Source organism: Microbulbifer maximicatervae (SeqCode), from assembly GCF_052467065.1.
Genome location: NZ_CP174299.1, coordinates 4,724,721 through 4,748,140, shown reverse-complemented (window position 1 = coordinate 4,748,140; position 23,420 = coordinate 4,724,721). Strand labels below are relative to the sequence as shown.

Annotated in this window: 19 protein-coding genes; 8 read left to right on the top strand and 11 right to left on the bottom strand. The window is 46.8% G+C overall.

Annotated elements, in window-relative coordinates:
• Positions 1-151: 151 nt before the first annotated feature.
• Positions 152-838 (top strand): hypothetical protein, encoded by a 687-nt coding sequence (locus tag ACJJI1_RS20980; protein ID WP_444957893.1) that lies wholly within the window; start codon positions 152-154, stop codon positions 836-838.
• A 590-nt stretch (positions 839-1,428) separates the two neighbouring features.
• Here the strand turns inward: ACJJI1_RS20980 and ACJJI1_RS20975 are convergent.
• The 5 genes from ACJJI1_RS20975 to ACJJI1_RS20955 form a co-directional block, all read right to left on the bottom strand.
• On the bottom strand, positions 1,429-1,878 hold the full coding sequence (locus tag ACJJI1_RS20975) for a PaaI family thioesterase (RefSeq protein WP_444957892.1): 450 nt from the start codon (positions 1,876-1,878) through the stop codon (positions 1,429-1,431).
• Positions 1,879-1,902: 24 nt separating this feature from the next.
• Entirely contained in the window at positions 1,903-2,832 is a 930-nt protein-coding gene (locus ACJJI1_RS20970) for a DMT family transporter (RefSeq protein ID WP_444957891.1), read from the bottom strand.
• 82 nt (positions 2,833-2,914) lie between these two features.
• Positions 2,915-5,017, bottom strand: coding sequence for a 3-hydroxyacyl-CoA dehydrogenase NAD-binding domain-containing protein (locus ACJJI1_RS20965; RefSeq protein ID WP_444957890.1), 2,103 nt, complete (start codon positions 5,015-5,017; stop codon positions 2,915-2,917).
• 62 nt (positions 5,018-5,079) lie between these two features.
• Positions 5,080-6,282, bottom strand: coding sequence for a 3-oxoadipyl-CoA thiolase (locus ACJJI1_RS20960; RefSeq protein ID WP_444913237.1), 1,203 nt, complete (start codon positions 6,280-6,282; stop codon positions 5,080-5,082).
• A 55-nt stretch (positions 6,283-6,337) separates the two neighbouring features.
• Positions 6,338-8,215, bottom strand: coding sequence for an acyl-CoA synthetase (locus ACJJI1_RS20955; protein ID WP_444957889.1), 1,878 nt, complete (start codon positions 8,213-8,215; stop codon positions 6,338-6,340).
• Between the two features lie 468 nt (positions 8,216-8,683).
• On the opposite strand from ACJJI1_RS20955, the gene ACJJI1_RS20950 reads away from it, so the two are divergent.
• The 3 genes from ACJJI1_RS20950 to ACJJI1_RS20940 all read left to right on the top strand — a co-directional run bounded on the left by ACJJI1_RS20950 (position 8,684) and on the right by ACJJI1_RS20940 (position 12,533).
• Positions 8,684-9,883, top strand: a complete 1,200-nt coding sequence (locus tag ACJJI1_RS20950; protein ID WP_444941570.1) for an acyl-CoA dehydrogenase family protein — start codon at positions 8,684-8,686, stop codon at positions 9,881-9,883.
• Between the two features lie 27 nt (positions 9,884-9,910).
• The gene (locus ACJJI1_RS20945; protein ID WP_444957888.1) at positions 9,911-11,038 is read left to right on the top strand and encodes an acyl-CoA dehydrogenase family protein; all 1,128 of its coding nucleotides are present in this window, start codon (positions 9,911-9,913) and stop codon (positions 11,036-11,038) included.
• Between the two features lie 64 nt (positions 11,039-11,102).
• Complete coding sequence (locus ACJJI1_RS20940; RefSeq protein ID WP_444957887.1) at positions 11,103-12,533, top strand: coniferyl aldehyde dehydrogenase; 1,431 nt, start codon at positions 11,103-11,105, stop codon at positions 12,531-12,533.
• A 35-nt stretch (positions 12,534-12,568) separates the two neighbouring features.
• On the opposite strand, the gene ACJJI1_RS20935 is transcribed toward ACJJI1_RS20940, so the two are convergent.
• On the bottom strand, positions 12,569-13,369 hold the full coding sequence (locus ACJJI1_RS20935; RefSeq protein ID WP_444928056.1) for an IclR family transcriptional regulator: 801 nt from the start codon (positions 13,367-13,369) through the stop codon (positions 12,569-12,571).
• Positions 13,370-14,559: 1,190 nt separating this feature from the next.
• Between ACJJI1_RS20935 and ACJJI1_RS20930 the strand changes: the two genes are divergently transcribed.
• Entirely contained in the window at positions 14,560-14,994 is a 435-nt protein-coding gene (locus ACJJI1_RS20930) for a helix-turn-helix domain-containing protein (RefSeq protein ID WP_444957886.1), read from the top strand.
• Between the two features lie 285 nt (positions 14,995-15,279).
• On the opposite strand, the gene ACJJI1_RS20925 is transcribed toward ACJJI1_RS20930, so the two are convergent.
• Positions 15,280-16,293 carry a ribonuclease Z gene (locus tag ACJJI1_RS20925; RefSeq protein WP_444941573.1) on the bottom strand — a complete coding sequence of 338 codons (1,014 nt, stop codon included), beginning with the start codon at positions 16,291-16,293 and terminating at the stop codon, positions 15,280-15,282.
• Between the two features lie 192 nt (positions 16,294-16,485).
• Between ACJJI1_RS20925 and ACJJI1_RS20920 the strand changes: the two genes are divergently transcribed.
• Both ACJJI1_RS20920 and ACJJI1_RS20915 read left to right on the top strand, forming a co-directional pair.
• The gene (locus ACJJI1_RS20920; RefSeq protein ID WP_444941574.1) at positions 16,486-17,331 is read left to right on the top strand and encodes an arylamine N-acetyltransferase family protein; all 846 of its coding nucleotides are present in this window, start codon (positions 16,486-16,488) and stop codon (positions 17,329-17,331) included.
• Positions 17,328-17,915, top strand: a complete 588-nt coding sequence (locus ACJJI1_RS20915; RefSeq protein ID WP_444957885.1) for a flavodoxin family protein — start codon at positions 17,328-17,330, stop codon at positions 17,913-17,915. Before ACJJI1_RS20920 ends, ACJJI1_RS20915 begins: the two co-directional genes overlap by 4 nt.
• Here ACJJI1_RS20915 and ACJJI1_RS20910 read toward each other — a convergent pair.
• The gene (locus tag ACJJI1_RS20910; protein WP_444959404.1) at positions 17,877-19,175 is read right to left on the bottom strand and encodes an MFS transporter; all 1,299 of its coding nucleotides are present in this window, start codon (positions 19,173-19,175) and stop codon (positions 17,877-17,879) included. The two genes, ACJJI1_RS20915 and ACJJI1_RS20910, sit on opposite strands and share 39 nt — an antisense overlap.
• Positions 19,176-19,668: 493 nt before the next feature.
• On the opposite strand from ACJJI1_RS20910, the gene ACJJI1_RS20905 reads away from it, so the two are divergent.
• Complete coding sequence (locus tag ACJJI1_RS20905) at positions 19,669-20,274, top strand: TMEM175 family protein (RefSeq protein WP_444908093.1); 606 nt, start codon at positions 19,669-19,671, stop codon at positions 20,272-20,274.
• Between the two features lie 49 nt (positions 20,275-20,323).
• On the opposite strand, the gene ACJJI1_RS20900 is transcribed toward ACJJI1_RS20905, so the two are convergent.
• From ACJJI1_RS20900 to purB, 3 genes are all read right to left on the bottom strand, one after another.
• Complete coding sequence (locus ACJJI1_RS20900) at positions 20,324-20,746, bottom strand: GNAT family N-acetyltransferase (protein ID WP_444957884.1); 423 nt, start codon at positions 20,744-20,746, stop codon at positions 20,324-20,326.
• A 1-nt stretch (position 20,747) separates the two neighbouring features.
• Positions 20,748-21,902, bottom strand: coding sequence for a JmjC domain-containing protein (locus ACJJI1_RS20895; protein ID WP_444957883.1), 1,155 nt, complete (start codon positions 21,900-21,902; stop codon positions 20,748-20,750).
• 129 nt (positions 21,903-22,031) lie between these two features.
• Positions 22,032-23,405 (bottom strand): adenylosuccinate lyase, encoded by a 1,374-nt coding sequence (gene purB / locus ACJJI1_RS20890; protein WP_413662229.1) that lies wholly within the window; start codon positions 23,403-23,405, stop codon positions 22,032-22,034.
• Positions 23,406-23,420 lie beyond the last annotated feature (15 nt).

Below are 23,420 nucleotides of genomic sequence, written 5' to 3'. Positions count from 1 at the left end.
TCGAGGCGGATAGGAGTAAAAATACTGCTGCCCACGGTTTTGGGCGCGCTCTTGGGCTTGGGTATCAGAGGAATTTTACCAATAGCTTAATGTCTTGTAGCCATTTAGATGGTCAGCGTAGATCTGGGGTCCTGTATGATAAGGAATTTGATTGGCTGTTTTCCCAATACGAAGGTTAGTGATGCGTTTTCGGAAACATTATCTACTGTTCCTATTTGTCTTACTTGGTATTAATTCGCACGGTGATGTAGCCTTTGGTAAATGTACGTTTACAGGCGATAATGTCTGTGTTAGGCGTGGCGAGACAGGGAGTCGATATTTTTCCGTAGAAGTCAGGAATTATCGAGGGCGTGAGGTAGTATGGTTATCGAAAATAGATTCCGAAAGTACAGGATATAAGTGGAGCAACAGCTCGGAAGGTGGGGCATCATTCTACGTTTTTCCGAAGGGATACTCTCCGAAAGGAGCGGGTGAGATTAAGGGGCGGGATGCTATTCATGTAAGGCTTAACAATAGCTCTGCTGAAGAAAGTGTTGAGCAGTTTTTTAGTGTATATGAAATCGTATCGAGAGCTAAGTTTTCAGCGGAGGAATTTGAATTTGTTTTTTCTGGTTTAAGCCTTTGGAAGCGGTTTCTCCATAGGTACGGCGATTTTAAAAAGGCTTACCTTAAAGCTGAAGGAAGACCTGTCGAGCCGAAATCGGTAGTATATGCTTCGACTCCTGAATGTAACAATTGCCTTCATTTTATATTTGCAGGGGAGGGTGGGCGTTGGTTGCTGTCTGGTGTGATGGTTGATTCAAGTGTAAATATATCTGACTTGGTGAAGCTGGATTGATAAATGAAATTAAAAGCAGCAATGAATAGGAAAAAATTTAAACGTCCATAGGTTAGAGAAAGGCGTTAACGGTATTACTGGCGTTGATCTTTTAAGGTCATTTCAACTTGATTCAGAGCTAAACGTTATAAGGTCGTGGAGTTTCACTTAAGGCTCGGAATGATAAATTTGGATAGAGGCAGAAGGGGTAATGTTGGGAATAAACAGGGTATTGTAGCAAGGAAGTTCCGTCCGCTTATGCTCTGTACCGAGTATTTATCAAGCCGGAGTTTCTGCTGATCCCATCAGACCCTTAGAACAACTTTTAAAGTTTGACTGAGATAGAGTCAGTGTTTTGGTTAGATACCTAGCCGTGACTTTCTATTTTTGAATAGCAAGATGTAGACGGTATTCGATTCTTTTGGGCAGTCCGTAGTGGTCTAATACTTCCGGACACTTCACTAAGGTGGTAAAGCCGCTAAGCAAAGTATGGTAACTAAAGAAACAGGCCGTAAGAGCCGCTGCAAATAATCTGTGACGCTGGAGAATAGGGTTGAATCAAGAGGAGAGTGGTGAGAGGTTAGATTTGATCGCAACAATGCTCTAAATACCTACTCAGAAACTTCGAAAGTGTTTTCATCAATTAGTTCGCCATCTAATGTTTCACTGCCACCACGATAGCGCATAGTCATTTGGCCGGTGGCAATTAAAGTTCCTTCACTGTCGTATATCTCTGTATATGAATAGAATATCTTTCGTCCAGTACTCGTTAGCTTACCTATCGCAGTGAGTTGATTAGTTTTTGCCTGACCGGTGAAATTTGCTGTTAAAGAAAGTGTAAAAGCTCTACGACGGCGGTTGGGGTGGGGGCAGTAGAGGCCGCAGTAAGAGCCAGCGATATCGATTAATGTTGTAATAAAACCACCGTGGGGTACACCGTGGGTATTCAGATGTTCCGGTTGTACTTCTACGCTGATTGCCACATGGCCTTCCTGCCAATTATCTATGGTTACACCTAGATGGTCATTGAACGGGGGTTGTTTCTTGTTCTGCCAATTCATCCAATTTCACCTTAGAAAGTAAGTTTATGATGGGTCGCTACAATCTGTTTTCTGAGTTGAAAGGTAGACTGTGAGCAATCCTGCACTGATAACGATCAGCGTCCCCATCAGTGCAATAGTGTTAGGTAAGTGCTGCCAAATGAGCCAACCTAGAAGTCCGGCAATAACCACACCAAAGTAACTGATTGGTGACACCACGCTGGGTTTTGCATAGCTATATGCTTTGGTGTACAGCCAGATAGCCAAGAGTACAGACACACCGTTGAAAATAAGATAGGGGAGTGTCCATAAAGGTACTGGTTCCCAATAATAGATACCCAGGGGCAGGCTGCACGCAAACGAGATTAATACGTAGTAAAACAATATAAGGCTGGGCCGGTCGGTATGGGACAAAATTCGTGTTCCGACCATAGAGGCAGCCAGGGTAAGCCCGGAAATCAGACCGAAGGCATGACCGCTACTAATACCGTCTACGTTGGGTTGAAGAATCAAGGTGACCCCGAGTAAGCCCAGTAAGATTGGTAGCCAGTGGGTTATGGGGATCTGTGCTCGAGCCCAAAGCCAGGCAATAAGGGGAACAAAAATGGGAGCTGCATTACGCAATAACCCTGCTTCCATTAGTGAAATTTTGCTTAGGGCAGAAAAATATGTGAAAAAGCATAACCACCCAGCAAAACCGCGTATTAGGTGGGTTCTCCAGTGTTGGGTGGTAAGGTGTCGAGGTGTTTGTCGCACTAGCCATGGGGTTAGCAGTATCAGGCAGATACTGTATTGGCTGAGCGTAATTAATGGCACGGGGACCGCGGTAGACACCCATTTGCTGGCTGCGGCCGCTGTACTTGCTACCAGCGCGGTAGCCAATGCAAAACCAATGCCCTTCCAGTTTTGGATATCCGTGCGGAGTGGCTGACTTAATGGGGATTGTACTTCGACTAAGGCATTAGGCCTACTCATGGTGACACAATTTCTTTATTTGGCTGCAGCGGGTAAAGTGGGAAGCCAGTAGCCATACTGACTTCCCCTATAGTTTACAAGCTTAGATTTTGCCATCAGCCCATTGCGCAAATGTTTTTCCCTCTTGGGCTAGCCGTTCCAGTAAAGGGGCTGGAGTCCAGTAGGTATCTCCATGCTGTTGGCGGAAAGTACATATTTTTTCGTAGATTTCCTTCAAGCCGATACTGTCGGCATAGTGCATAGGTCCTCCACGATGGGGCGGAAAGCCATAACCGTAAACATATACAACGTCAATATCACTCGGACGTTGGGCTATACCTTCCTCCAGGATTTTGGCTCCTTCATTAATCAGCGCGAAAGTTAGGCGGTTTAGAATCTCCTCGTCGGAAATTTCCCGCCTTACAACCCCTTGGCTTTTAGCTTGGGCTTCAATGACTTTCAGTACTTCCGGGTCGCTGCTGCGAGCGCGAGTTTCGGGATCGTAGCGATAGTAGCCGGCTCCACTTTTCTGCCCCAGGCGGCCCATTTCAACCAGGGCATCTGCAATACAGTAGGTTTTTGGCTCTCCTCTTTCTGATTCGCTCAGGCCCTGGCGCGCCTTGTAACCGATATCCAGTCCCGCTAGATCTCCAACGGCGATAGGGCCCATAGCCATCCCCCAAGACTGCATAACCGAATCAATCTGCTCCGGGGTTGAGCCCTCGATTAAACACAGCTGCGATTCTCTGCCATAGGGGCGCAACATACGATTGCCAATAAAGCCGTAACAGTTTCCCGCTAGTACGGGAACTTTCTTGATCGTTTTAGCGAGTTGCATGGCAGTATCAATTACATCGTCAGCACTTTGCGAGCCGCGAACCACCTCGAGTAGTTTCATTACATTGGCAGGGCTGAAAAAATGCATCCCTATAACGTCTTGAGGCCTGTTAGTTGCAGCTGCGATTTGATCAATATCCTGGTAAGAAGTGTTGGTTGCAAGGATGGTACCGGGTTTGCAGGAGCGATCCAATTTGGCAAAAATTTCCTGTTTGAGCTCCATATTTTCAAATACGGCCTCAATGACCAGGTCTACGTCAGCTAGGTCTGCGTAGTCAGTTGTGCCGGAAATCAACGAGAGACAATGAGTTTTTTGACCTTCTGTGAGTTTCCCTTTCTGCATGCTGATGGTGTAATTCTTGTCGATCACTGCTAACCCTCGATTTATTGTAGCTTGATCGATTTCTACCAGTTTGACTGGAATACCGACATTGGCAAAATTCATGGCGATGCCTCCGCCCATAGTGCCTCCACCGATAATGCCCACGCTCTTTATCTCCCTGGTGGGTAGGTCTTTTGGTAAGCCCGTGACTTTGGTTGCAGTGCGCTCGGCAAAAAACAAATGCCTGAGGGCGGCCGATTGGCTGGAGAGCAGGCATTCGATAAACAGGTCGAGCTCTTTCGCGAGACCTTGATCAAAAGGCTGGTGAACTGCGGCCTCTATACAGGTAACAATATGTTGCGGTGCAAGCTGACCTCGTGATCTCTTTTCAAGGCGCTTGCGGAAATCATCAAATAACCCCTCAGGAATGCTGTCAGGATCTATTGCGATGTCTCTGACTCGGCGCAGAGGAGCTTCATTTGTTATCAATTCACGGGTAAAGGCGAGGGCTCCCTCTAACAAGTCATTATCGATAACCCGGTCTATTAACTTCATACTTTTGGCTTTAGAGGCCGGTATTGGACTGCCTTTTGTGATTAATTCCAGTGCAGCGGCAACACCAGCCAAGCGTGGGGTGCGCTGGGTGCCACCGGCCCCTGGCAGTAATCCCAGTTTGACTTCTGGAAGCCCCACTTTGGCCGATGCTATTGCACAGCGGTAATGGCAGGCTAGCGCGACTTCGAATCCACCGCCGAGTGCCGTGCCGTGAATGGCGGCGATCACTGGTTTACAGGAGTTTTCTATTTCCTCAATCACTTCTGATAGGGCGGGCGCCTGTGGTGGCTTGCCAAATTCCGTAATGTCGGCACCAGCGATAAAAGTTCGGCCTTCACACACTAGCACCAGGGCTTTTGATGCATCGCCTTGAGCGTTCTTAATCGCTCCCCAAATGCCCTCACGCAAGCCGTGAGAAAGGGCGTTCACAGGGGGATTGTTCAATCGAATTACACCGATATCGCCAATGAGTTCATAACTTACACTAGACATTGCTATCTCCAGATCTTAAGTGACAACTGTTCGGTCTCGGTTTTATTTACATCTAATCAGGTTTAAATGCGTTCTATGATTACAGCGATGCCCTGGCCAATCCCGATACACATGGTGGCCAGTGCATAGCGCCCGCCGGTACGTTCCAGCTGGCGCAATGCTGTTAGCAAAATACGGGCACCACTGGCCCCCAGGGGGTGACCAACGGCGATGGCACCACCATTGGGATTTACCCGTGGGTCCGCATAATCAATTTCGAGCATTTTGAGGCAGCCCATAGCCTGTACCGCAAAAGCTTCGTTGAACTCCATTACATCCATATCCCCAAGCTCCAAGCCCGCCCGGGCAAGGGCTTTACGGGTAGCCGGTACCGGGCCCAACCCCATCACTCGCGGCTCTACTCCTGCAATGGCGCTGGCGAGAATACGTGCCCTTGGCTTTAGATCTGCTGCTTGGCCTGCTTCGGCGCTACCAACAATGAGTGCCGCCGCGCCATCGTTGATGCCGGAAGCGTTGCCGGCAGTAACCACTCCATCTTCGAAAAGCGCGGGTAGGGCTTGAAGTCGCTCCAATGTTGCATTGGGACGGGGATGTTCATCCGTATCGATAAGAAGGGCTGGCTTCTTGCGGCCTTGGGGTACTTCGATGGGAATAATTTCATCGACAAAGAAGCCATCGGTACGTGCCGACTCGTATTTAGTTTGTGATGCCAATGCAAATGTATCGCACTCTTCCCGGCAAATATTCAGGTCTGATGCAATATTGTCTGCGGTCTGAGGCATGCTGTGGCTTCCATACTCAGCAACAATGTCTGGGTTGGTGAAGCGGGGACCTAGGGTCGTATCTGCCAGCACCTGATTGCGATCAAAAGCACTGTTGGCTTTGGAGAGAACCAGGGGGGCGCGACTCATTGATTCGACACCTCCCGCGATAAATAGCTCTCCTTCTGCGGCGCGAATGCAGCGAGCGGCATCTGCTATGGCGGACAAGCCGGAACCACAAAGGCGATTTACCGTTATGCCGCCAGTGGATATGGGCAGGCCTGCTAGCAGGCCTGAAAATCGGGCAACGTTGCGACTGTCTTCTCCCGCCTGATTGGTATTGCCCGCAATAACGTCCTCAAAATGTTGAGGGTTAAAATTGTTTCTTTCAGTCAGGGTCCTGATGACATGGGCAAGCAGGTTGTCGGGCCGGATACTGGAAAGGCTGCCCCCGTGGCGGCCAAAAACACTGCGGCCGCCGTCATAAATATAGGCATGTGACATAGTGAAATTTCCGATATTGGAGTTCTAAGTGCATTGAGTCATGCGGTAATTTCTTTTATTCAAACTCCAAAGCCACGGGTAAATTTTCCAGGGCTTCCTCTACAGCGGCTTTGCTGGAGGCTTGTTCAAGTTGAACTTTTGCTATCTGGCCAAGGGATGCATCGAAGTGGGCGGAAAACTTAGCGGTAATACTTTTTTCCTCTAATGCCTGGCCTACGACATATTCGGTAGCGCGATTGCGCAGAGCTGGTTTGAATACTTTGGCTACAGCAGTGAGTGGAATCTCATCAATAATTTCCACGCGTTTAGGAATGGCTGCACGCTCAGAAATTTGGCTACGGCAATAGTCAATGAGTTGTTCTTCTGTGGGCGGGTTTGTGGATGGAAACAGGGTAACGTAAGCTACTGGAACTTCTCCGGCATAAGCATCTGGTTGACCCACTGCAACGGCAATAGCAACGGCAGGGTGACGGGATAATGGTTCTTCGATCAGAGCCGGATCTATATTGTGGCCGCCGCGAATAATTAAATCCTTGGCCCGCCCGGTTAAGAACAGGTTACCATCTCCATCGAGATATCCCATATCGCCGGTATTAAACCAGGACTTATCGACCCAGGCTTTAGCATTATCCTCTTCTGATAAGTAGCCAGAAAAAATATGTGGCCCGCGCGCGAGTACTATGCCCACCTCTCCTGTATTGCAGGTTCTAACCAGTCGGGTACCGTCTACTTCGGCAATTTTCATTTCCATATAAGGCAATCGCCGGCCGACGCTGCCTTCAGGGGCTTGCATATCGGTAGGAGGGCGAGCTAAAAGGCAGCTGGACTCTGTCATGCCATAGCCATTACTGACAAGGACGTTGAACTTCTCCTCAAAGGCATTCTTCAACCCCGTTGGCAGGGTGGAGGCTCCACAGCCAATGTCTGTCAGACAGCTGATGTCATTGTCACCCACTGGAATTTGCATCAATACACCGAGGATGGTGGGGACGGCGGCAAAGCCCTTCACCTGAAAACGCGCAACATGATGCCACCAATTTGGCAGGACATTGGGTGAGCGAAAACCAGAGGGTGTCATGATAACAATTGTGCGTCCGGCCAATAGGGTGCCAATACCCGCAACAACCGTACCGAAAATATGAAACAGCGGAAGTCCGCTTAGGGTAGCGAAGCGCCCTTTACTGGATGACGTATCAGCACTTAATTGAGCGACGAAGGCAATATTGCTGTGAGTTAAGCGGGCTATTTTAGGTCTTCCAGTAGTGCCCCCGGTGTGGAAATAACTAGCGGTTTCACTCCCCTGGATATAACGCTCACTCTTTAGATGATCGTCCGGCTGTTGGGATATAGCCGAGACAAAATTATCTGCGTGAATACCCGCTGGAACTGGAGTATTGCTAATTGGCTTTTTACTGATTAGTAACAGAGTTTTTAATGTGGGAACTTGCTCGAGAATTTGCGTTACTTTATCCCATATTTCCTCGCTAAGATCTTGGCCAAGAGTGACCAGGACTTTAGCCCTGGTGGTATTCATAATTTCGATTATATGTTCGGGTTCCAGCAACGGATTAATAGGGCTGGTAATACCTGCTGCCTGGCCTCCCCAAAGTGCAAAATGAGTTTCTGGCAAATTGGGTAGTAATAAAGTCACTGTATCGGTTGGCTCAACACCGATGGAGTGAAGAAGATTGGCAGTCTGGTGCACTCGCTGGGATAACTCGAAGAAACTTACTTTAACCGTGTCTTCGTCAGGTGCGGCCGTTGGCAGGAATTCGATGGCCGAGTCATGTTGGTAGAGGCGGGCAGATTGCCGGATTAAATCAAAAGTGCTTTCCCAGGGGTATCGCTGCGAAAGGGGGACTTTTTCATACTCCTGAATTTCAGCAAGTGACTGCAACATTGTATCGGAGGATTGAATGGGCGTGATCGACATGGGAGCTTCTCTCACTTTGGTTATTATGGTGACGACCATAGCAAAAGTGAATACAGCATTCCACTCTGCGGAATAAGGTGTTAGTGTTTTACATATTAAGAAGTGCCTAATGCATTTTTTAATGGAAAATGGCGCAAAAAAACTTATAAAAAATAAAAAGGCGCCATGTTGTTGAGGTTTTTCCTGTTTTATTTTTCAAGCGGTTGATTTGTGTGTCTATCTGGAGTTGGTTGGCGCTAGAAATGCTCGGGTTTTTATTTCGATAAAGGCATTTTGCGCCAATAATTTAAATCGTTGGGATCGATTCAAAGGCAATTAAGTAACTTGTCGAGGTGAACCTGTTAAACACTAGTTCCGCCTGTACCGGGGATCTTTCAAAAGATTGCGTATTTTTGCTGCGCAAGATTGTGATAGAAGCAGTTTGTAGGAACTGCTGTTCAATGCGCCGACTAATAAAGGAGCAGGCGAATGAATATAGATTTTTCTCCCGAAGAGTTAGCTTTTCAGCAGGAGGTCCAGCAGTTTCTCCAAGAGAAACTTCCTGAAGATATTAGAGAGAAAACCCTGAAGGAAATCCCCCTGGAGAAAGAGGATTTTGTTCGCTGGCAAAAAATACTCTATGAGCAAGGGTGGGCAGCTACGAATTGGCCGGTTGAATATGGAGGTACCGGTTGGACACCTACTCAGAAACATATTTGGGCAGACGAATGTGCTAACTATGGTGTACCAGAGTTGATTCCTTTCGGCTTAAAAATGGTTGCTCCAGTGATCTTTACCTACGGTAGTGAAGAACAAAAGCAACGATTTCTGCCTGACATCCTGGCAAGTAATGTCTGGTGGTGTCAGGGGTATTCAGAACCAAATGCTGGCTCAGATTTAGCTTCCTTAAAAACAACAGCTGTCCGTGATGGCGATGAGTATATTGTCAACGGCACCAAGACCTGGAATACCTTGGGTCACTTTGCAGACTGGATATTTTGTTTGGTTCGTACTGGTGGGCCTCAAGTAAAGAACCAGGCTGCTATCAGCTTCTTGCTAATTGATATGAAACACCCGGGTATTACGGTTTCGCCAATTATGACCTTGGGTGGTCACCATGAAGTAAATGAAGTCCATTTCAATAATGTGAGGGTGCCGGTAGAAAACCGTATTGGCGAGGAGGGGCAAGGGTGGACTTACGCCAAGGTTTTGCTAACCCATGAACGCACCGGTATTGCGCGGGTGGCAAAATCCAAGAAACGCTTACAAACGTTAAAGGATTTAGCCAAAGAGACCTGCGATGGAGAAAATAGTCTACTTGAGAACCCGGCTTTTGCCCAAAAACTGGCCGAAGTTGAAATTGATCTCTTGGCCCTGGAGTTTACTGAACTACGCACGCTTGCGGCGGTAAGTACAGGTGGTGCCCCAGGAGCGGAATCTTCCATCCTTAAAATCAAAGGAACCGAAGTCGCTCAACTTATCGATGAACTGTATATGGAGATGGCGGGTTACTACGGAATGCCGTTTGTGAGAGAGCAGTTTAGGAGCGGGTTTGACGGAGAATGGGTGGGCCCCGGTGTTATTGCCAGCAGTGTGCCTCGTTACTTAAATAACCGTAAATCCTCAATTTATGGCGGAAGTAATGAGATCCAGAAAAATATTATCAGTAAATGGGTACTTGGCCTGTAAGTGCAGCATCTAAAGAGGACTTGAGCGATGGATTTTTCCTACAGCGAAGAGCAGCGGATGCTGCAAAGCAGTGTGAGCAAGTTTATCCAGCAGGATTATGACTTTGACCGTCGTTGTAAAATAGTGAGTAACGATATTGGCTTCAGTAAGGAAAATTGGAAGCTATTTGCGGAACTCGGCTGGTTAATGGTGCCGTTTGGAAAGGATGATGGAGGCCTAGGAGGCTCCGCCGTAGACTTGATGGTGGTTATGGAGGAGTTCGGCCGAGGTTTAGTGGTTGAGCCTTTCCTGGCCAGTGTTGTTCTCAGTGGTGGTCTTATCGCTGACTGCGCTAGTGAGGTGCAAAAGCGAGAACTCCTGGGAATGTTAATGGAAGGCCAATTGCAATTGGCATTCGCTTTTACTGAGTCACAGAGTCGCTATAACCTTACTGATATAGCCATGACTGCGGTAAAGGATGGAGACAATTACCTCCTGAATGGACATAAAGCTGTCGTTCTAAATGGTGACGTAGCAGATAAACTCTTAGTTGCTGTGCGGACTAGCGGAGCACAGCGAGATCGTGAGGGGATCACCTTACTACTTGTCGATCCCAATACAGAAGGGCTTCAGCGGCATGGATATGCCACTGTGGATGCACACCGTGCCGCCGAAATTAAATTCAGTAACGTGAAAGTACCCATAGCTAATCTTATAGGGGAAGAGGGGGCGGCTTTAGGAGCTATAGAAAAGGCTGTTGATAGAGCGACGTTGGCATTGTGTGCAGAAGCTGTTGGAGCTATGGAAAGGATCTATAAGAAGACAGTTGAGTACACTAAGACGCGGGAGCAGTTTGGTGTTCCTATTGGCAAGTTCCAGGCACTACAGCACCGCATGGTGGATATGTTTACTGAGTATGAGCAAGCGCGCTCAATATTGTTGATGGCTGCGCTACAGCTTGATAGCAATAACGGAGTTGCGCCTAAGGCGATATCCGCTGCAAAAAGCCGTATTGGTAAAGCTGCGCGGTTTATCGGCCAAGAGGCGATACAGTTACATGGCGGTATAGGGGTTACTGAGGAGTTGGATGTAAGTCACTACTTTAAGCGTCTAACAACAACTCAGTACCTATTTGGCAGTACTGATTACCACACTTTACGATTTGCCAAGCTGTAAATTATAAAGTACTGACTATACGGCCAAACTCACTCTCTACTTGCCACTTTGCGAGGGCACACACATGGAAAAAGTTGTCGAGTACACCAGATCTGTGAGCATAGGTAAAGTAGAGAGTGTTTTTAAACTTCAAAAGGATGCATTTAATAGGAACCCCTATCCGAGTCTTCAGGAGCGTCTGGAAAGTTTAAAAAAATTAGAGCAATTGATCCTGGAAAACCAGAAATCCATAGCAAAGGCAATAAGCGAGGATTTTGGTAATCGTGCCATCCAGGAAACTAAAATTGCAGAGATCTATGGGTGTATCGAGGAGATTCGTTACACTCGTAAGCGCTTAAAAAAGTGGATGAAAATTCAGAAGCGCCATGTGCCTTTGCTACTTCGAGGAGTAAAAAATCGCGTATTACCTCAACCAAAAGGGGTGGTTGCTATTGTTACCCCCTGGAATTACCCACTACTTCTGTCTGTCGGGCCCTTGGTGAGTGCGATATCCGCAGGGAATCGCTGTATGATCAAGATGGCTGCTAACTCGCGCGCCCTTTCTACATTATTACATCAGCTATTTAATAGGTTCTTTTCAGCGGATCTGGTAGCTATTCTTCCGGAAGTAAGCGCCACGGAGTTTACAGCCCAGGCATATGATCACCTGATCTTTACTGGATCTGGCAAAGTAGGAAAAGTGGTAATGCGGAGGGCTGCGGATCACCTAACTCCTGTGACATTAGAGCTGGGAGGTAAGTCGCCAGCCATAATATGTGGCGACTTTGATGAAAATATTGCTGCGGAACGTATTTTGAGCTCAAAATTCTTCAATGCGGGCCAAACTTGTGTAGCTCCAGATTATTTATTGATTCCTGAAGAAAAACTTTCAGGATTCTTAGAGTCGGCTAAGAGACTTGTGCCCAAATGGTATCCATCTTTAAATTCAGAAGATTATACTTCGATTATTGATGAAAAGGCGTTTAATAGGCTGACTACTTGTCTAAAGGAGGCTCTGGAGAAAGGAGCTACAGTTCTGCCGTTATTAGATGTTGAAAACAGTAAAGGTTTGCAAAAAATTGCTCCCACCTTAGTGTTAAACCCGACAGAAGACATGAGCCTGCTACGTGAGGAGATATTTGGTCCTATTTTACCTATTCTTACCTATAGGGATCTGTCTGATACGATAGATTACATAAATAGTAAAGATAGGCCTTTAGCATTATATATTTTTAGCTCTAGCGGAGATGTTCAGGAAAAGATTATCAAAAGCACAATGTCTGGAGGTGTTTGTATTAATGACTGCGCGATGCATGTCTCCCAGGCAGACTTGCCTTTTGGGGGTATTGGGGCGAGTGGCATGGGGCAATATCACGCTTATGAGGGTTTTTTGGAGTTCTCAAAATTACGACCGATCTTTACACAAGCCAAAAAGTCAGCGGCGGTGCCTTTACGACCACCTTATGGCCAAAGATTTGATAAAATTTTCAATTTTCTACTACGCTTCAAGCTGTAGCTGTACTGGTTGAGAAGATCTGGAGTTTGAGTCGACTAATATCGGATTAACATAGCTTCGATATTGCCTACCAGGTTTTTCAACAGAGGAGCTACTTCATTTTCTAAGTATTCCGGGTTAAGTCTAAAAGCAGGTCCGCCAGCATTAAAAGTGTAAATATGACCTTGGCTTAAAGAGAGAGGTACTGCGATACCGTTGACATCGCGATTCCATTCGCCAAAAGAGCAGCAGAAGCCGCGCTGCTGGTAGCTGTTGACCGCTTCTTCAATACCGGCTTTGATCGTTGGCCATTGATCACCAGCTTTTTTCTCCAAGTAGCCATAAAAATATTCCCGTTCTTCTTGAGGGAGTGCTGCCAAAAAGGCTCGCCCGGAGCCGCTGGAAGCTATGGGTACGCGATTTCCGATTTCATGGCGAAAAGTTGTGACATTTGCTGGAGCGCAGAACTCGACAAAAATCATATCCAGCCGGTCCCGATCAGAGAGACCAACAGCGGTACCAGTAGAATTAGCCAGATCCTGCATTAAAGGCTTGGCTACCTGCCTGACTGTGAGATTTGAGACAAAAGCATAACCAAGAGCCAGGACGCCACTACCCAGCTGATATTTTTCCATTCGATCGGAGTAGGTTAGATAACCTAACTTGGTTAGAGTATAAGTCAGTCTGGAAACACTGGAGCGGGGCAGGCCAGTACGCTGGGCGATCTCCAAATTACCTAGGAAGCCATCACCTGGTTGAAAAGCTCGGAGTACATCCAACCCACGAGCTAAAGCCTCAATAAATTTTCGATCTGGTTCAGTATCTTTCTGTCTGGGAAGGTCACTTAAGGAAACCATTGGCTTAGTCCTACTTTGTTGCTAATAAGTATATAAGTTTTGTATCCAGAGCTAAAGTGAACACCCTAAGGTTTATATGTTAATTTTGCTCCTGTCTGACTTCGAAAAATACTCATCAGGAATATATTAAACAGTGGGTGCTCTTTATGGTTAGAGTATGTGAATCTTACAGACATATATGCCCTGGAGAACCATTTTAAAATTTTCCAAGAATGATTGGAAAAATAGCTTGGCGACGGAATCTAATTGCCGTACCTCCCTTAAATTTATATGTCTTGAAACATGATTGAATTATATTGGGGCGCTATAATTATACAAATATGGGGTGGAAGGTGCTGATTACATAGAATGACTGACCGTTATGTTATCGCGGGTGTAACTTAACATGTGAATCTTAAATTACCTCTATGAAATAACGATTTATGGTAAAGGTAAATGTTTGAGCGTAAATATAATTTGTAGCATTGCGATCAACACTTGATATGAATTTTTAAAAGAGCTTGAACGGCTATTTATAAATGGATGTCAGGTTGGGTGTTCGATCTTACTGGCGTATAAAAAATAACTCCTGATAGTGAGATGCGGCAGGCTATTCAGGTGCGAGGTATAAGGTGAAAGTAAGATGTTCCCTAGAGAGGGTTTCATAAAGTCGTTATTAGTTTGAAGTGGTCCCTAACATTTACTTTTACATAGCAGCTAATTCAAACCTATGGTATTAATTGTAAATGGTACACATCCTGTGTACTTAGAGTTACAGTCAGTGTTTCTATGAGGAATAGCAGTCTAACTCAGTTAATATATTAAGCCGTATGCATGGAGTTACAAATCGAGCGCAGGGCAAGGTATATCGGTTGTTCTATATGGAATGAATAGGTGGCTCATGTACGCTTGTTGTTTGAGGCTTACAAGCATTTATTTATCCATATAATTTATAATTTTTTGACCTCAAAAGAGTATATTGATTGGAGCGAAAATAATTGTGTATCACAGGTGAATGTGAGGCGACTATTATCGTTACAGCTATTCGAAATTGCTAACTTTGTACCATGTTCTGCAAGTCGGGTATCCCATTATTGGCTAAATTTTAGACGTTTACGCTGTTGTGTCATATGATGTCGTAAAGGTTTCGTAGAGTTAAGGGAGCTTTCTAAGTACTTTAGATGGAAACTTCTAATGTGTGGGAAAGAAAGATGGATATGAACGTAAACATTGCACTAATTAAAAAAGCTCGTGAGAGCAATAATTGGACACAGCAGCAACTGGCTGATATCTGTGGCGTCAGCTTGAGAACTATACAAAGGATTGAAAAAGTTGGAGCCTGCTCACGAGAGTCATTAAGCGCACTTAGTTCTGCACTGGAATTACCTAGAGAAAAGTTATTAATAGCTAATCCAGAAGCTAGTGATAAAAATAAAATGGCTGTTTACAAGTTGGCGATGTGTATTTTAACTATTGTCCATCCTTGTAGTTTGGTATCCATCTATTTTAGTAGATCAGAGCTATCTCCATATCAAATTAGCATATTTACGCTATTCATTTCTGTAGTTTATCTGGGTTCAATATCTTTAGTCCTATGGAATGGAATTCAGCGAGCAGGGTTCAAATTTTCGGAACTTTTTTGGTGAATGGAGGTGATTTTTTGACAACTGTTCGGGTTATATTTTTATACTGTTGGATAATGAGTCACTAGTAGATATATGATAAGCAAAATATAGGGCATAGTCTGCTGCACTCTGTAGCTGTCTTATATCCCGATTTAAAATTGAGTGGGTACGCTGCGCAAGTGTGATTGCTCGGGCTTTGAAATATAGAATCTCTAATGGCTGGAAAAGTGATGACTAAAAAGAAGTGTTAAATGTAGCTTTTTATTTTTACTGGGTAGAAAAATTAGACTTTGTATACATAATACCTTAAAGGTTAGGGGGTAAATATCCACGTGTAGTTGCCGCATAGCCTTTAGCGCTGGTTTTTTGTATATGGAGGAGTTTTCCAGATTTCTCCAATAAAAGATGCATAAAATCCTCAGCTAAATATAGTTGTCCCTTATAAATCAACTGCGCTTCCTTTTTGATAGTATCAATTGAGCAGCTCGCCTTGCTATCTTTTTGGTAGCGTGTGCTGAAATGTGTGAGAACCAGGTTGGGAATTGAAAGGCTCTCGGCAAAAGAGGCTATTTGGGTGGAATAGCTGTGCCCTACATGCCCCGCTTTCTGAGCCAAATCTTTTGCATAAGTCGATTCATGCACTAAGACATTGCAGTTGGCACAGGTATCTTTTAAAAGCTCAGGGTTATCATTGTCTCCACAAATTATAATATTACGTGGAGGCCTCGGCTTTAGAATAAAGTCCGTTGCAGTGTATATTTTACCGTGATGAACGACATCGATACCGTTCTTTATCTTTCCCCATTGCGGTCCTTTAGGGATACCGGTGGCAAGTAAACTTTGTGTATCTAATATAACCTCAACATATCTTTCCGTAAAACTGTACGCATAAGAGGGGACCCTGTGGGAAAGTTGTATAGTGGTTATGGTGAACTGTCCCATTTCTATTTGGGGTAAATCTTCAACAGGAATGAAGTTGAGTTCAAATGGAAAATAGAGTTCTGTGATTGTTTGAGTTGATAGAAGCCAATCATAGACGGCCCTAGGAGCAACAAGTGTCAGTGGTCTTGTCCTTCGTTGCATTCCTGAGCTACCAAGTAGACCAGGGAGTCCGTAGCAGTGATCGCCATGCTTATGGGTGATAAAGATTGCACTTAGCCTATTTAGTGATAAGTTTGTATGTAGAATCTGCTGCTGGGTACCTTCCCCACAGTCGATCAAATACCAGTTCTTTCCCAGGCTTTCTAATAGCCCAATACCAGAAACATTCCTCTGCTTGGTCGGAGTGCCTGATGATGTCCCCAAAAACAGTATTTCCACTTAGTCGCTACCTGATTGTTTAGCAATATTGAAGATTACGGTGGCTAGGGGTCTTCCTGAGCTTTGGCTGTGATTAACTTCTGATTGATAAGCAGTGTAGAAGATGAAAAAAAGCTATTGACCTCAAGTTAGGTTTAGGTATTAAGCTCCCGTCTATTGTTTATGAGGCCGGGTTTTGAGGAGACAATCGAGATGGGTACCCCTGGTATTAACTTGCAGCAATATTTAGACCGTATTAATTTTGATGGAGCCCCGGGTGCTAACTTGCAGTGTCTACAGCAGTTGTTGACCCAGCACGTCCGTACGATTCCATTCGAGAACGTCACTTCATTTTTGGGAAGCCCCGTGGATATTGAGTTGGAATCTATTGAGGCCAAGTTGGTACAACAAAAACGTGGAGGTTATTGTTACGAGCAAAATGCCTTATTAGGGGCAGTGTTAGGGCAAATCGGTTTTAAAGTTACGAACCTCGCCGCACGGATACTGTGGCAAATGCCGATAGGGCATCAACCCGCTCAGTCGCATATGATTCTGATGGTGGAGCTTGAGGGTACACGCTTCCTGATAGATGCGGGATTTGGAAGTAACACTTTGACTGCACCACTCAATTTAGACTCCAGTGATCGTCAGAGCACACCGCACGGTGTTTACCGCTTTACTTTAATAGATGATGAGTACCTGTTAGAGGTTACAACCGATAGTGGTTGGCAACCTATGTACAGCTTTGACTTGAAACCTAAAACTCATGGCGATTATAAAATTGGTAGTTGGTATTGTTCAACGCACCCTAAATCCAGGTTTGTAGAGCACTTGATTGTTGCTCGGTCTTTCCCAGAGGGGCGGCATACACTTTTCAATAGACAGTTAAGCTATCAACCACTTTTAGGCTCCAAGAGTGTTGTCATGTTAGCGGATGTTGATGAGCTTCGGGCTACTTTACTGGATATCTTTGGGATAGAAGTGCCGTTTGGCAGAGAAATTGATCAAAAGTTAGGCCGGATATTTGAGTCAGACGGCATAGCGGAGCGCGTCATATGAAGAGGGTGGGTGTTGTTTACCATTCTGTATCTGGTTGCAGTAAAGTTCTTGCGGAGTCCGTGGTGGAGGGGGTTAACACGCTAGAGAAGTGTATTGGTGTTGCCCTTGAGATTCAGGGAGAGAGCATTCTTCACGGACGTTATGAAGATCAGTCATTATTAGCTCAGTTGGATCAATGTGAAGCCATAGTAATGGGTTCGCCGACCTTTATGGGTACTGTCTCCGCTCAATTCAAAGCATTTATGGATGCAGCAAGTGAGCGCTATGGAGATCGGTGCTGGCTGGATAAGTTAGCTGCAGGATTTACTGTTGGTAGTAATTTTAGTGGTGATCAGCTAGGTACCATCAGGACTCTACAGGTCTTTGCTGCACAAATGGGCATGTTGTGGGTTCCCCTGGATATTCTACCGAGCCAAGATTCCCTGGGTAGAAACCGGGGTGGTTGTCAGTCGGGCTTGGTAGCTGTCGCTGAGGGAGCTGGTGAAATTCATGAGTTGGACCGACTTACAGCCGTACATTTAGGCCGTCGAATCGCAGGCTTAGTACTACGAACTTCCGATTTTAGGACCTCGTTTCTTGACTAGCTTTTTGCTATTCAAAAGTAGGCTGCTGATGCAGCCTACGATGGCGACAATCCCGATTAGCTGAAATCCCGCTTGGTAATTGTAGAATTTCTGTGTTGGTTGTGGAGCAAAGTCAAAAAGTCTGGCTAATAAATCGCTGAGGGAGCGGATATAAGCGAACTCTATATCTTGATCAAGTGAGAGCCCTATGAGGGTTTGAATTACCCCTCCTAAGACAAAGCCCCCAGTTACAATAAGGGCAGAGGCAATGGCGTGCGCCTTTTCAGGAAGTTCAGATTGCACTATCGAGAGAGATAGAATTGAGCTGCTGAGGCCAAACCCTAAGAGAAAATTTGCCGCCAAAGTCCAGGAGTCCGACAAGTGAATACTCAGTAAAGCTGTGACAGCAATAATTGAGAGGAAACTAAAAGTTCTCGCTGGAATTACATAATCTCCCCGGTAATGAGACCAAGCACCGACAATAAAGCTGCCGATAATGATGCCCGTTGAAATCATCGCATTGAGTAGGGCACTTTCCCTGGATGTTTCACGAAAAAAATCAACTTGGAACTGTATATTCCATAAATCAGAATAGGCGATAACTACGCCAAAAAGGCAGGAGTAGAAGGTGAGAGCTAGCCAAAAAGCTCTTGATTTGAAGCATGAATTTAGCTTGTCAAATTGAGTAGCTTTTTTTACGGAGAGTTCATGGGAAGAGTTTTGATTGCTGCCAATAAAAATAAATAGCAGCACAGCAAGGCAAATAAAAAATAGCGCTGCGATGAAGTAGGGCCCCCGGAATGAGACTTCGGTATCGAACAAACCGATAAGTAACGAGAGTGAGGCTGCTGCGAAATTAGCTAGTCCTTGGCTAACAGCGGCCATCAGTGAAAACTTTTTAGGTAAATCCCGGCCGATAATATGGATAACTCCCAAGAAGCTACTGGATAATCCAAGTGCGACTAAGAGCTGTCCTGTAAGGGCTGTTCCGAAAGAATGACTGCTGGCAAAAATTACACAGCCGCTAGCGGCGAGGGCGGCTGAGATACCCAGTAAATACCGTGGACTTATAGGGCCCAATAGTGAGCCAAGTGTCAGTTGACCAATAGAATAGGCGACAAAGTAATATCCTCCCAGCATCCCTAAGCTTTGATGGTTGAGATTGAGTTCTTGAGTGAGGCTAGGTGATAGTAGGGCAAATAGGATTGAGTTGGTTACGCTGGCGCTGAAAAATATGACTGCAACTGTCCAAGACGCGTAGCGGAAGTGTTTCTGCCCCATAGGCTTTTCTTTATCGGTGTCTATTGCCACGTCTCGGCCTTGGGCTTCACTCCTCAGCTCCTGCTTATGATTGCAGCGACCAATAGGGATAAAGCGCTAGGGTTTTAAATGGATATGAAACAAGTCGCATTAGATAGATCTTAGAGCAATTAGGAGCCGTAGCCCGAACACAAGTAGTTGATAGTAAGCAGGATTGAAATCGATCGGGCAGCTAGGTTTGATCAAAGTATCGCCAACGGCTGTTGAAGTTGAATGCTATTTGCTAGGCGGTGCCGTATTGAGGAGCTTTAATAGACTCTTTATTCAAAAGAATACACTTACAAAGTCGTTATCACGTGATTTCATCTCCCCAATAGAAACATTCCGTGGCTCGTTATCAGGTGGAAGGGATGTGAGCAGTGTGAACGCTGTTGGCATCTTGATACTGGAGGTGAGATCGTGCTTCGGGACTGGGCTTTAATGAGTATGCAACCCTGGCAATCGATGGTGGCCCATGCGTCGAAAGTCTTTCTTGGCTAGCCGTATTAATGCCGTGAGTGATGGCGTTTTTGCCATTGCTATGACGCTGTTGGTTTTTAATATCCAGATTCCCGATCTGGAGGATATAAAGCCGGGCGAGGATTTCCACAGCAATATTCTTCAGCAGTTGCCCCACTTTTTTTCCTGGATACTGAGCTTTGCGATTCTCTGTCGGCTATGGCTTACCCACAATCATCTGATGTCGGACCACCAATTTAAATCGGTTGCCTTTACCAGTTTTAACTTTTTGCTATTGGGGGCGGTGGCGTTTATTCCTTTTCCAGCAAGTTTGATGGGGGAATATCCTGACCAGGTTTGGTCAGTGATCTTATTGTCAGCAAGCTATGCGGTGGCCGCTATAGCAATTGCGGGTATGTGGTGTGTCGCTGCCAATCGAACGAACGTATCCGCGCACCGTGTACTAGTGGTCAGCATGGTGATGTTGTGTACCAGTATCCTGGCGTGCTTGTTGACCCTTTTCAATCCCTATTGGGGGCTTGGGCTTTGGATAGTGTATGTGTTGGGGATAGCGCCTTTGGCTCACTTTGTCGAGAAGCGCTATGTCCCTGCAGAGAGTTGAGGTGGGGCCGGGCCTGCCATATGGTTGCTGGTGGCAGGCCTCAAAATGGTCAAATCAGGCTGCGCACCATTTTGATATGGGGAATTCCCGCTTCGTAAAACACGTCGCCTTCCACCTCAAACCCAGCCTGCAAGTAAAACCCCTCAGCATGTTGCTGTGCATGTAAATGGACTTGCTGAAAGTTTTGTTCCTTCGCCCGCTCACAGATGGCCTGTAATAGCCGGGCCCCGATGCCGCATCCGCGTGAAGATTTCTGTACAGCCATACGACCAATTTTTCCGCCTTGGGTGAGGCGCCCGGTGGCAACCGGTGTTGTTTCGCGGTAGGCGAGGAAGTGCTGGGATGTCTCCTCTTGATCATCCCATTCCAGGTCTGCGGGTACCTGTTGTTCCTGCACAAAAACGGCCTCGCGTATTGAGCGAATTGCGTCCCGGTCAGTGTCCCAATCGGCTAGGCGTATAGCTACTGGCATCTCAGAAATCCTCAGGAGGGTAGATCAGGGTGCCCTGTGCAACCAGCTGATCGAGAATGCCGCTGTCTTCGGCAATTTCCGGGAAGGCTTCGATATCATCCCAGGATATTTCATGGGATTCAGCAAACTGCTCGGCAAACGCCAGGGGGCAGGGGAAGGCTTCACCATCAACAAACAAAGTGGCTGGCTCGCGGCAAAAGGCGGTGCGGGAAGCGGGATTTAAAACCAGTTGTGCTCCCCGGGGCATTTGTTCGCGCCAGTCTGCAGCATCGTCAGCATCCAGGGCGACAGTATCCGGGTATTTTGCTTCGGTCATAACCGCACCAAACCACTGGGCGATTTTCTCCGGCTGCTGCAGCCATTCGCCGAGTTGTTGTTGCAGGCGGGCAACAGAGGCGGGGTCAATTTCCGCTGGGTTTTTCGCCACTTCAGCACCGGCATCGGTGTAACGCTGGCTGTCCGGCAAATCCATAGCGATTTCAGCGGCGAGATCTTCGAGGATCGCCGCGGCGGAAGGCGCGCGGAAACCAATAGAGATCGTGGTGCACCCACCTTCGGCTATTCCCCAATGGCTGTATTGGGGCGGCAAGTAAAGCATATCGCCGGGCTCTAGTACCCAGTTGTTTTCTGCTTCGAATTCTTTCAGGATATTGAGGCGCGTTCCTTCCAGGCGGGGATTGCTTTCATCCACCTTGGGGCCTTGTTGCCACAAACGCTTGCCTTCGGCCTGGAGAAGAAACACATCGTAGTGATCGTAGTGGGGACCAACGCTGCCCTTATCGGCGGCGTAACTGATCATCACATCATCCAGCCGCCAGTCGGGGATAAAGCGGAAGAAATCTTTTAGTTCAGCAATTTCTGACATCCACTGATCGACAGCTTGTACCAGCAGGGTCCAGTGGGTTTTAGGGAGGGAGAGAAAATCCTCTTCAGTGAATGGACCGGTGCGCAGCTCCCAGGGGCCGCTCTCACCATTTTCCAATACCAAGCGAGACTCGACCGCTTCCTCCAGGGCCATACCAGCGAGTTCTTCACCCGAGATGGGTGATTCAAAGTTGGCGAAAGCATTGCGTATCAGCAGGGGTTTCTGCTGCCAGTAGTCACGCATAAAAACTTCGATGGGCATGTCGCCAAGATGGGTAAGGGGGCTGGCCACGGTAACTCTCACTGTCAGAAGGCTGGGGTTTGTATCTGGATATTCTGAGGTTCGGAAACTATCCAGCGTACTTTTGTATTTTTTAAAAGATGACCAGCCGCACTGGGGGCGGCTGGTAGCTGGGCTCGGTTAAATTTTGCGAGCTTGTTCTACGGCGTTACCGATATAGGATGCCGGAGTCATTTCCAGCAGATCGCTCTTGGCTTCTGCGGGAATCTCCAGGTTCTCGATAAATACTTTCAGGGTTTCACGGGTGATGCCCTGGCCACGGGTAAGGGCCTTCAGTTTTTCGTAAGGCTCTTCAATGTTGTAGCGACGCATAACCGTTTGGATCGGTTCTGCCAACACTTCCCATGAATTATCCAGGTCTTCCGCCAGGCGCTCGCGGTTGATTTCCAGTTTGCCCAGGCCTTTCATGGTGGCGGCATAGGCAATGGCAGAGTAGCCCGCACCCACCCCCATATTGCGCAGCACGGTGGAGTCTGTCAGGTCGCGCTGCCAGCGGGATACTGGAAGTTTGGCTGCCAGGTGCTGGAATACGGCGTTGGCGATACCCAGATTGCCTTCGGAGTTTTCGAAGTCAATGGGGTTAACTTTGTGCGGCATGGTGGAGGAGCCAACTTCACCGGCTACGACTTTTTGCTTGAAGTAACCCAGGGAGATGTAGCCCCATACATCGCGGTCAAAATCGATCAGGATGGTGTTAAAGCGGGCAACAGCGTCGAACAGCTCAGCAATGTAGTCGTGGGGCTCGATCTGGGTGGTGTAGGGGTTCCAGCTAAGGCCCAGAGAAGAAATGAATTCTTCAGCATTTTGCTCCCAATCAATATTGGGATAGGCGGACAGGTGAGCGTTGTAATTACCTACCGCACCGTTAATTTTACCCAGCAGCGGTACCGCTTTAATCTGGGCTACCTGGCGGCGTAGGCGCGCGGCCACGTTGGCAAGTTCTTTACCAACAGTAGACGGGCTGGCAGTCTGGCCGTGAGTACGGGACAGCATGGGTACGTCGGCAAAGTCCTGGGCCAGGCCTACGATAGCGTCAATCAGGGCTTCCATCGCAGGCAACATGACGTTGTCGCGGCCGGCGCGAAGCATCAGGGCGTGGGATAGGTTATTGATGTCCTCAGAGGTGCAGGCAAAGTGTACGAATTCACTCACTTTTGCCAGCTGGGCATTGCTGCTGATTTTATCCTTGAGGAAGTATTCAACCGCTTTTACATCGTGGTTCGTGGTGCGCTCGATTTCCTTGATGCGCTCAGCATCTTCCAGGGAGAAGTCGGCCACAATGCTGTCGAGCAGCTTGTTGGCAGCTTCGTCGAACTGCTCAACTTCGGCGATCTCTTTATGTGCGGAAAGTTTTTGCAGCCAGCGTACTTCCACTTCAACGCGGGCGCGGATCAGGCCGTATTCACTGAAAATTTCACGCAGGGGGGCAGTCTTGCTCTCGTAGCGACCATCAATAGGGGATACCGCTGTGAGTGCGGAAAGCTCAACTGTCATAGTAAATCTCCGGGA

Excerpts from the sequence above, each read along its gene's own strand:
- ACJJI1_RS20905 (WP_444908093.1), top strand. The coding sequence starts at position 19,669 with ATGCGTCGAAAGTCTTTCTTGGCTAGCCGTATTAATGCCGTGAGTGAT.
- ACJJI1_RS20900 (WP_444957884.1), bottom strand. The coding sequence starts at position 20,746 with ATGCCAGTAGCTATACGCCTAGCCGATTGGGACACTGACCGGGACGCA.
- ACJJI1_RS20945 (WP_444957888.1), top strand. The coding sequence starts at position 9,911 with ATGGATTTTTCCTACAGCGAAGAGCAGCGGATGCTGCAAAGCAGTGTG.
- ACJJI1_RS20950 (WP_444941570.1), top strand. The coding sequence starts at position 8,684 with ATGAATATAGATTTTTCTCCCGAAGAGTTAGCTTTTCAGCAGGAGGTC.
- purB (WP_413662229.1), bottom strand. The coding sequence starts at position 23,405 with ATGACAGTTGAGCTTTCCGCACTCACAGCGGTATCCCCTATTGATGGT.
- ACJJI1_RS20940 (WP_444957887.1), top strand. The coding sequence starts at position 11,103 with ATGGAAAAAGTTGTCGAGTACACCAGATCTGTGAGCATAGGTAAAGTA.
- ACJJI1_RS20920 (WP_444941574.1), top strand. The coding sequence starts at position 16,486 with ATGGGTACCCCTGGTATTAACTTGCAGCAATATTTAGACCGTATTAAT.
- ACJJI1_RS20955 (WP_444957889.1), bottom strand. The coding sequence starts at position 8,215 with ATGTCGATCACGCCCATTCAATCCTCCGATACAATGTTGCAGTCACTT.
- ACJJI1_RS20975 (WP_444957892.1), bottom strand. The coding sequence starts at position 1,878 with ATGAATTGGCAGAACAAGAAACAACCCCCGTTCAATGACCATCTAGGT.
- ACJJI1_RS20910 (WP_444959404.1), bottom strand. The coding sequence starts at position 19,175 with ATGGGGCAGAAACACTTCCGCTACGCGTCTTGGACAGTTGCAGTCATA.
- ACJJI1_RS20915 (WP_444957885.1), top strand. The coding sequence starts at position 17,328 with ATGAAGAGGGTGGGTGTTGTTTACCATTCTGTATCTGGTTGCAGTAAA.
- ACJJI1_RS20935 (WP_444928056.1), bottom strand. The coding sequence starts at position 13,369 with ATGGTTTCCTTAAGTGACCTTCCCAGACAGAAAGATACTGAACCAGAT.
- ACJJI1_RS20960 (WP_444913237.1), bottom strand. The coding sequence starts at position 6,282 with ATGTCACATGCCTATATTTATGACGGCGGCCGCAGTGTTTTTGGCCGC.
- ACJJI1_RS20965 (WP_444957890.1), bottom strand. The coding sequence starts at position 5,017 with ATGTCTAGTGTAAGTTATGAACTCATTGGCGATATCGGTGTAATTCGA.
- ACJJI1_RS20970 (WP_444957891.1), bottom strand. The coding sequence starts at position 2,832 with ATGAGTAGGCCTAATGCCTTAGTCGAAGTACAATCCCCATTAAGTCAG.
- ACJJI1_RS20930 (WP_444957886.1), top strand. The coding sequence starts at position 14,560 with ATGGATATGAACGTAAACATTGCACTAATTAAAAAAGCTCGTGAGAGC.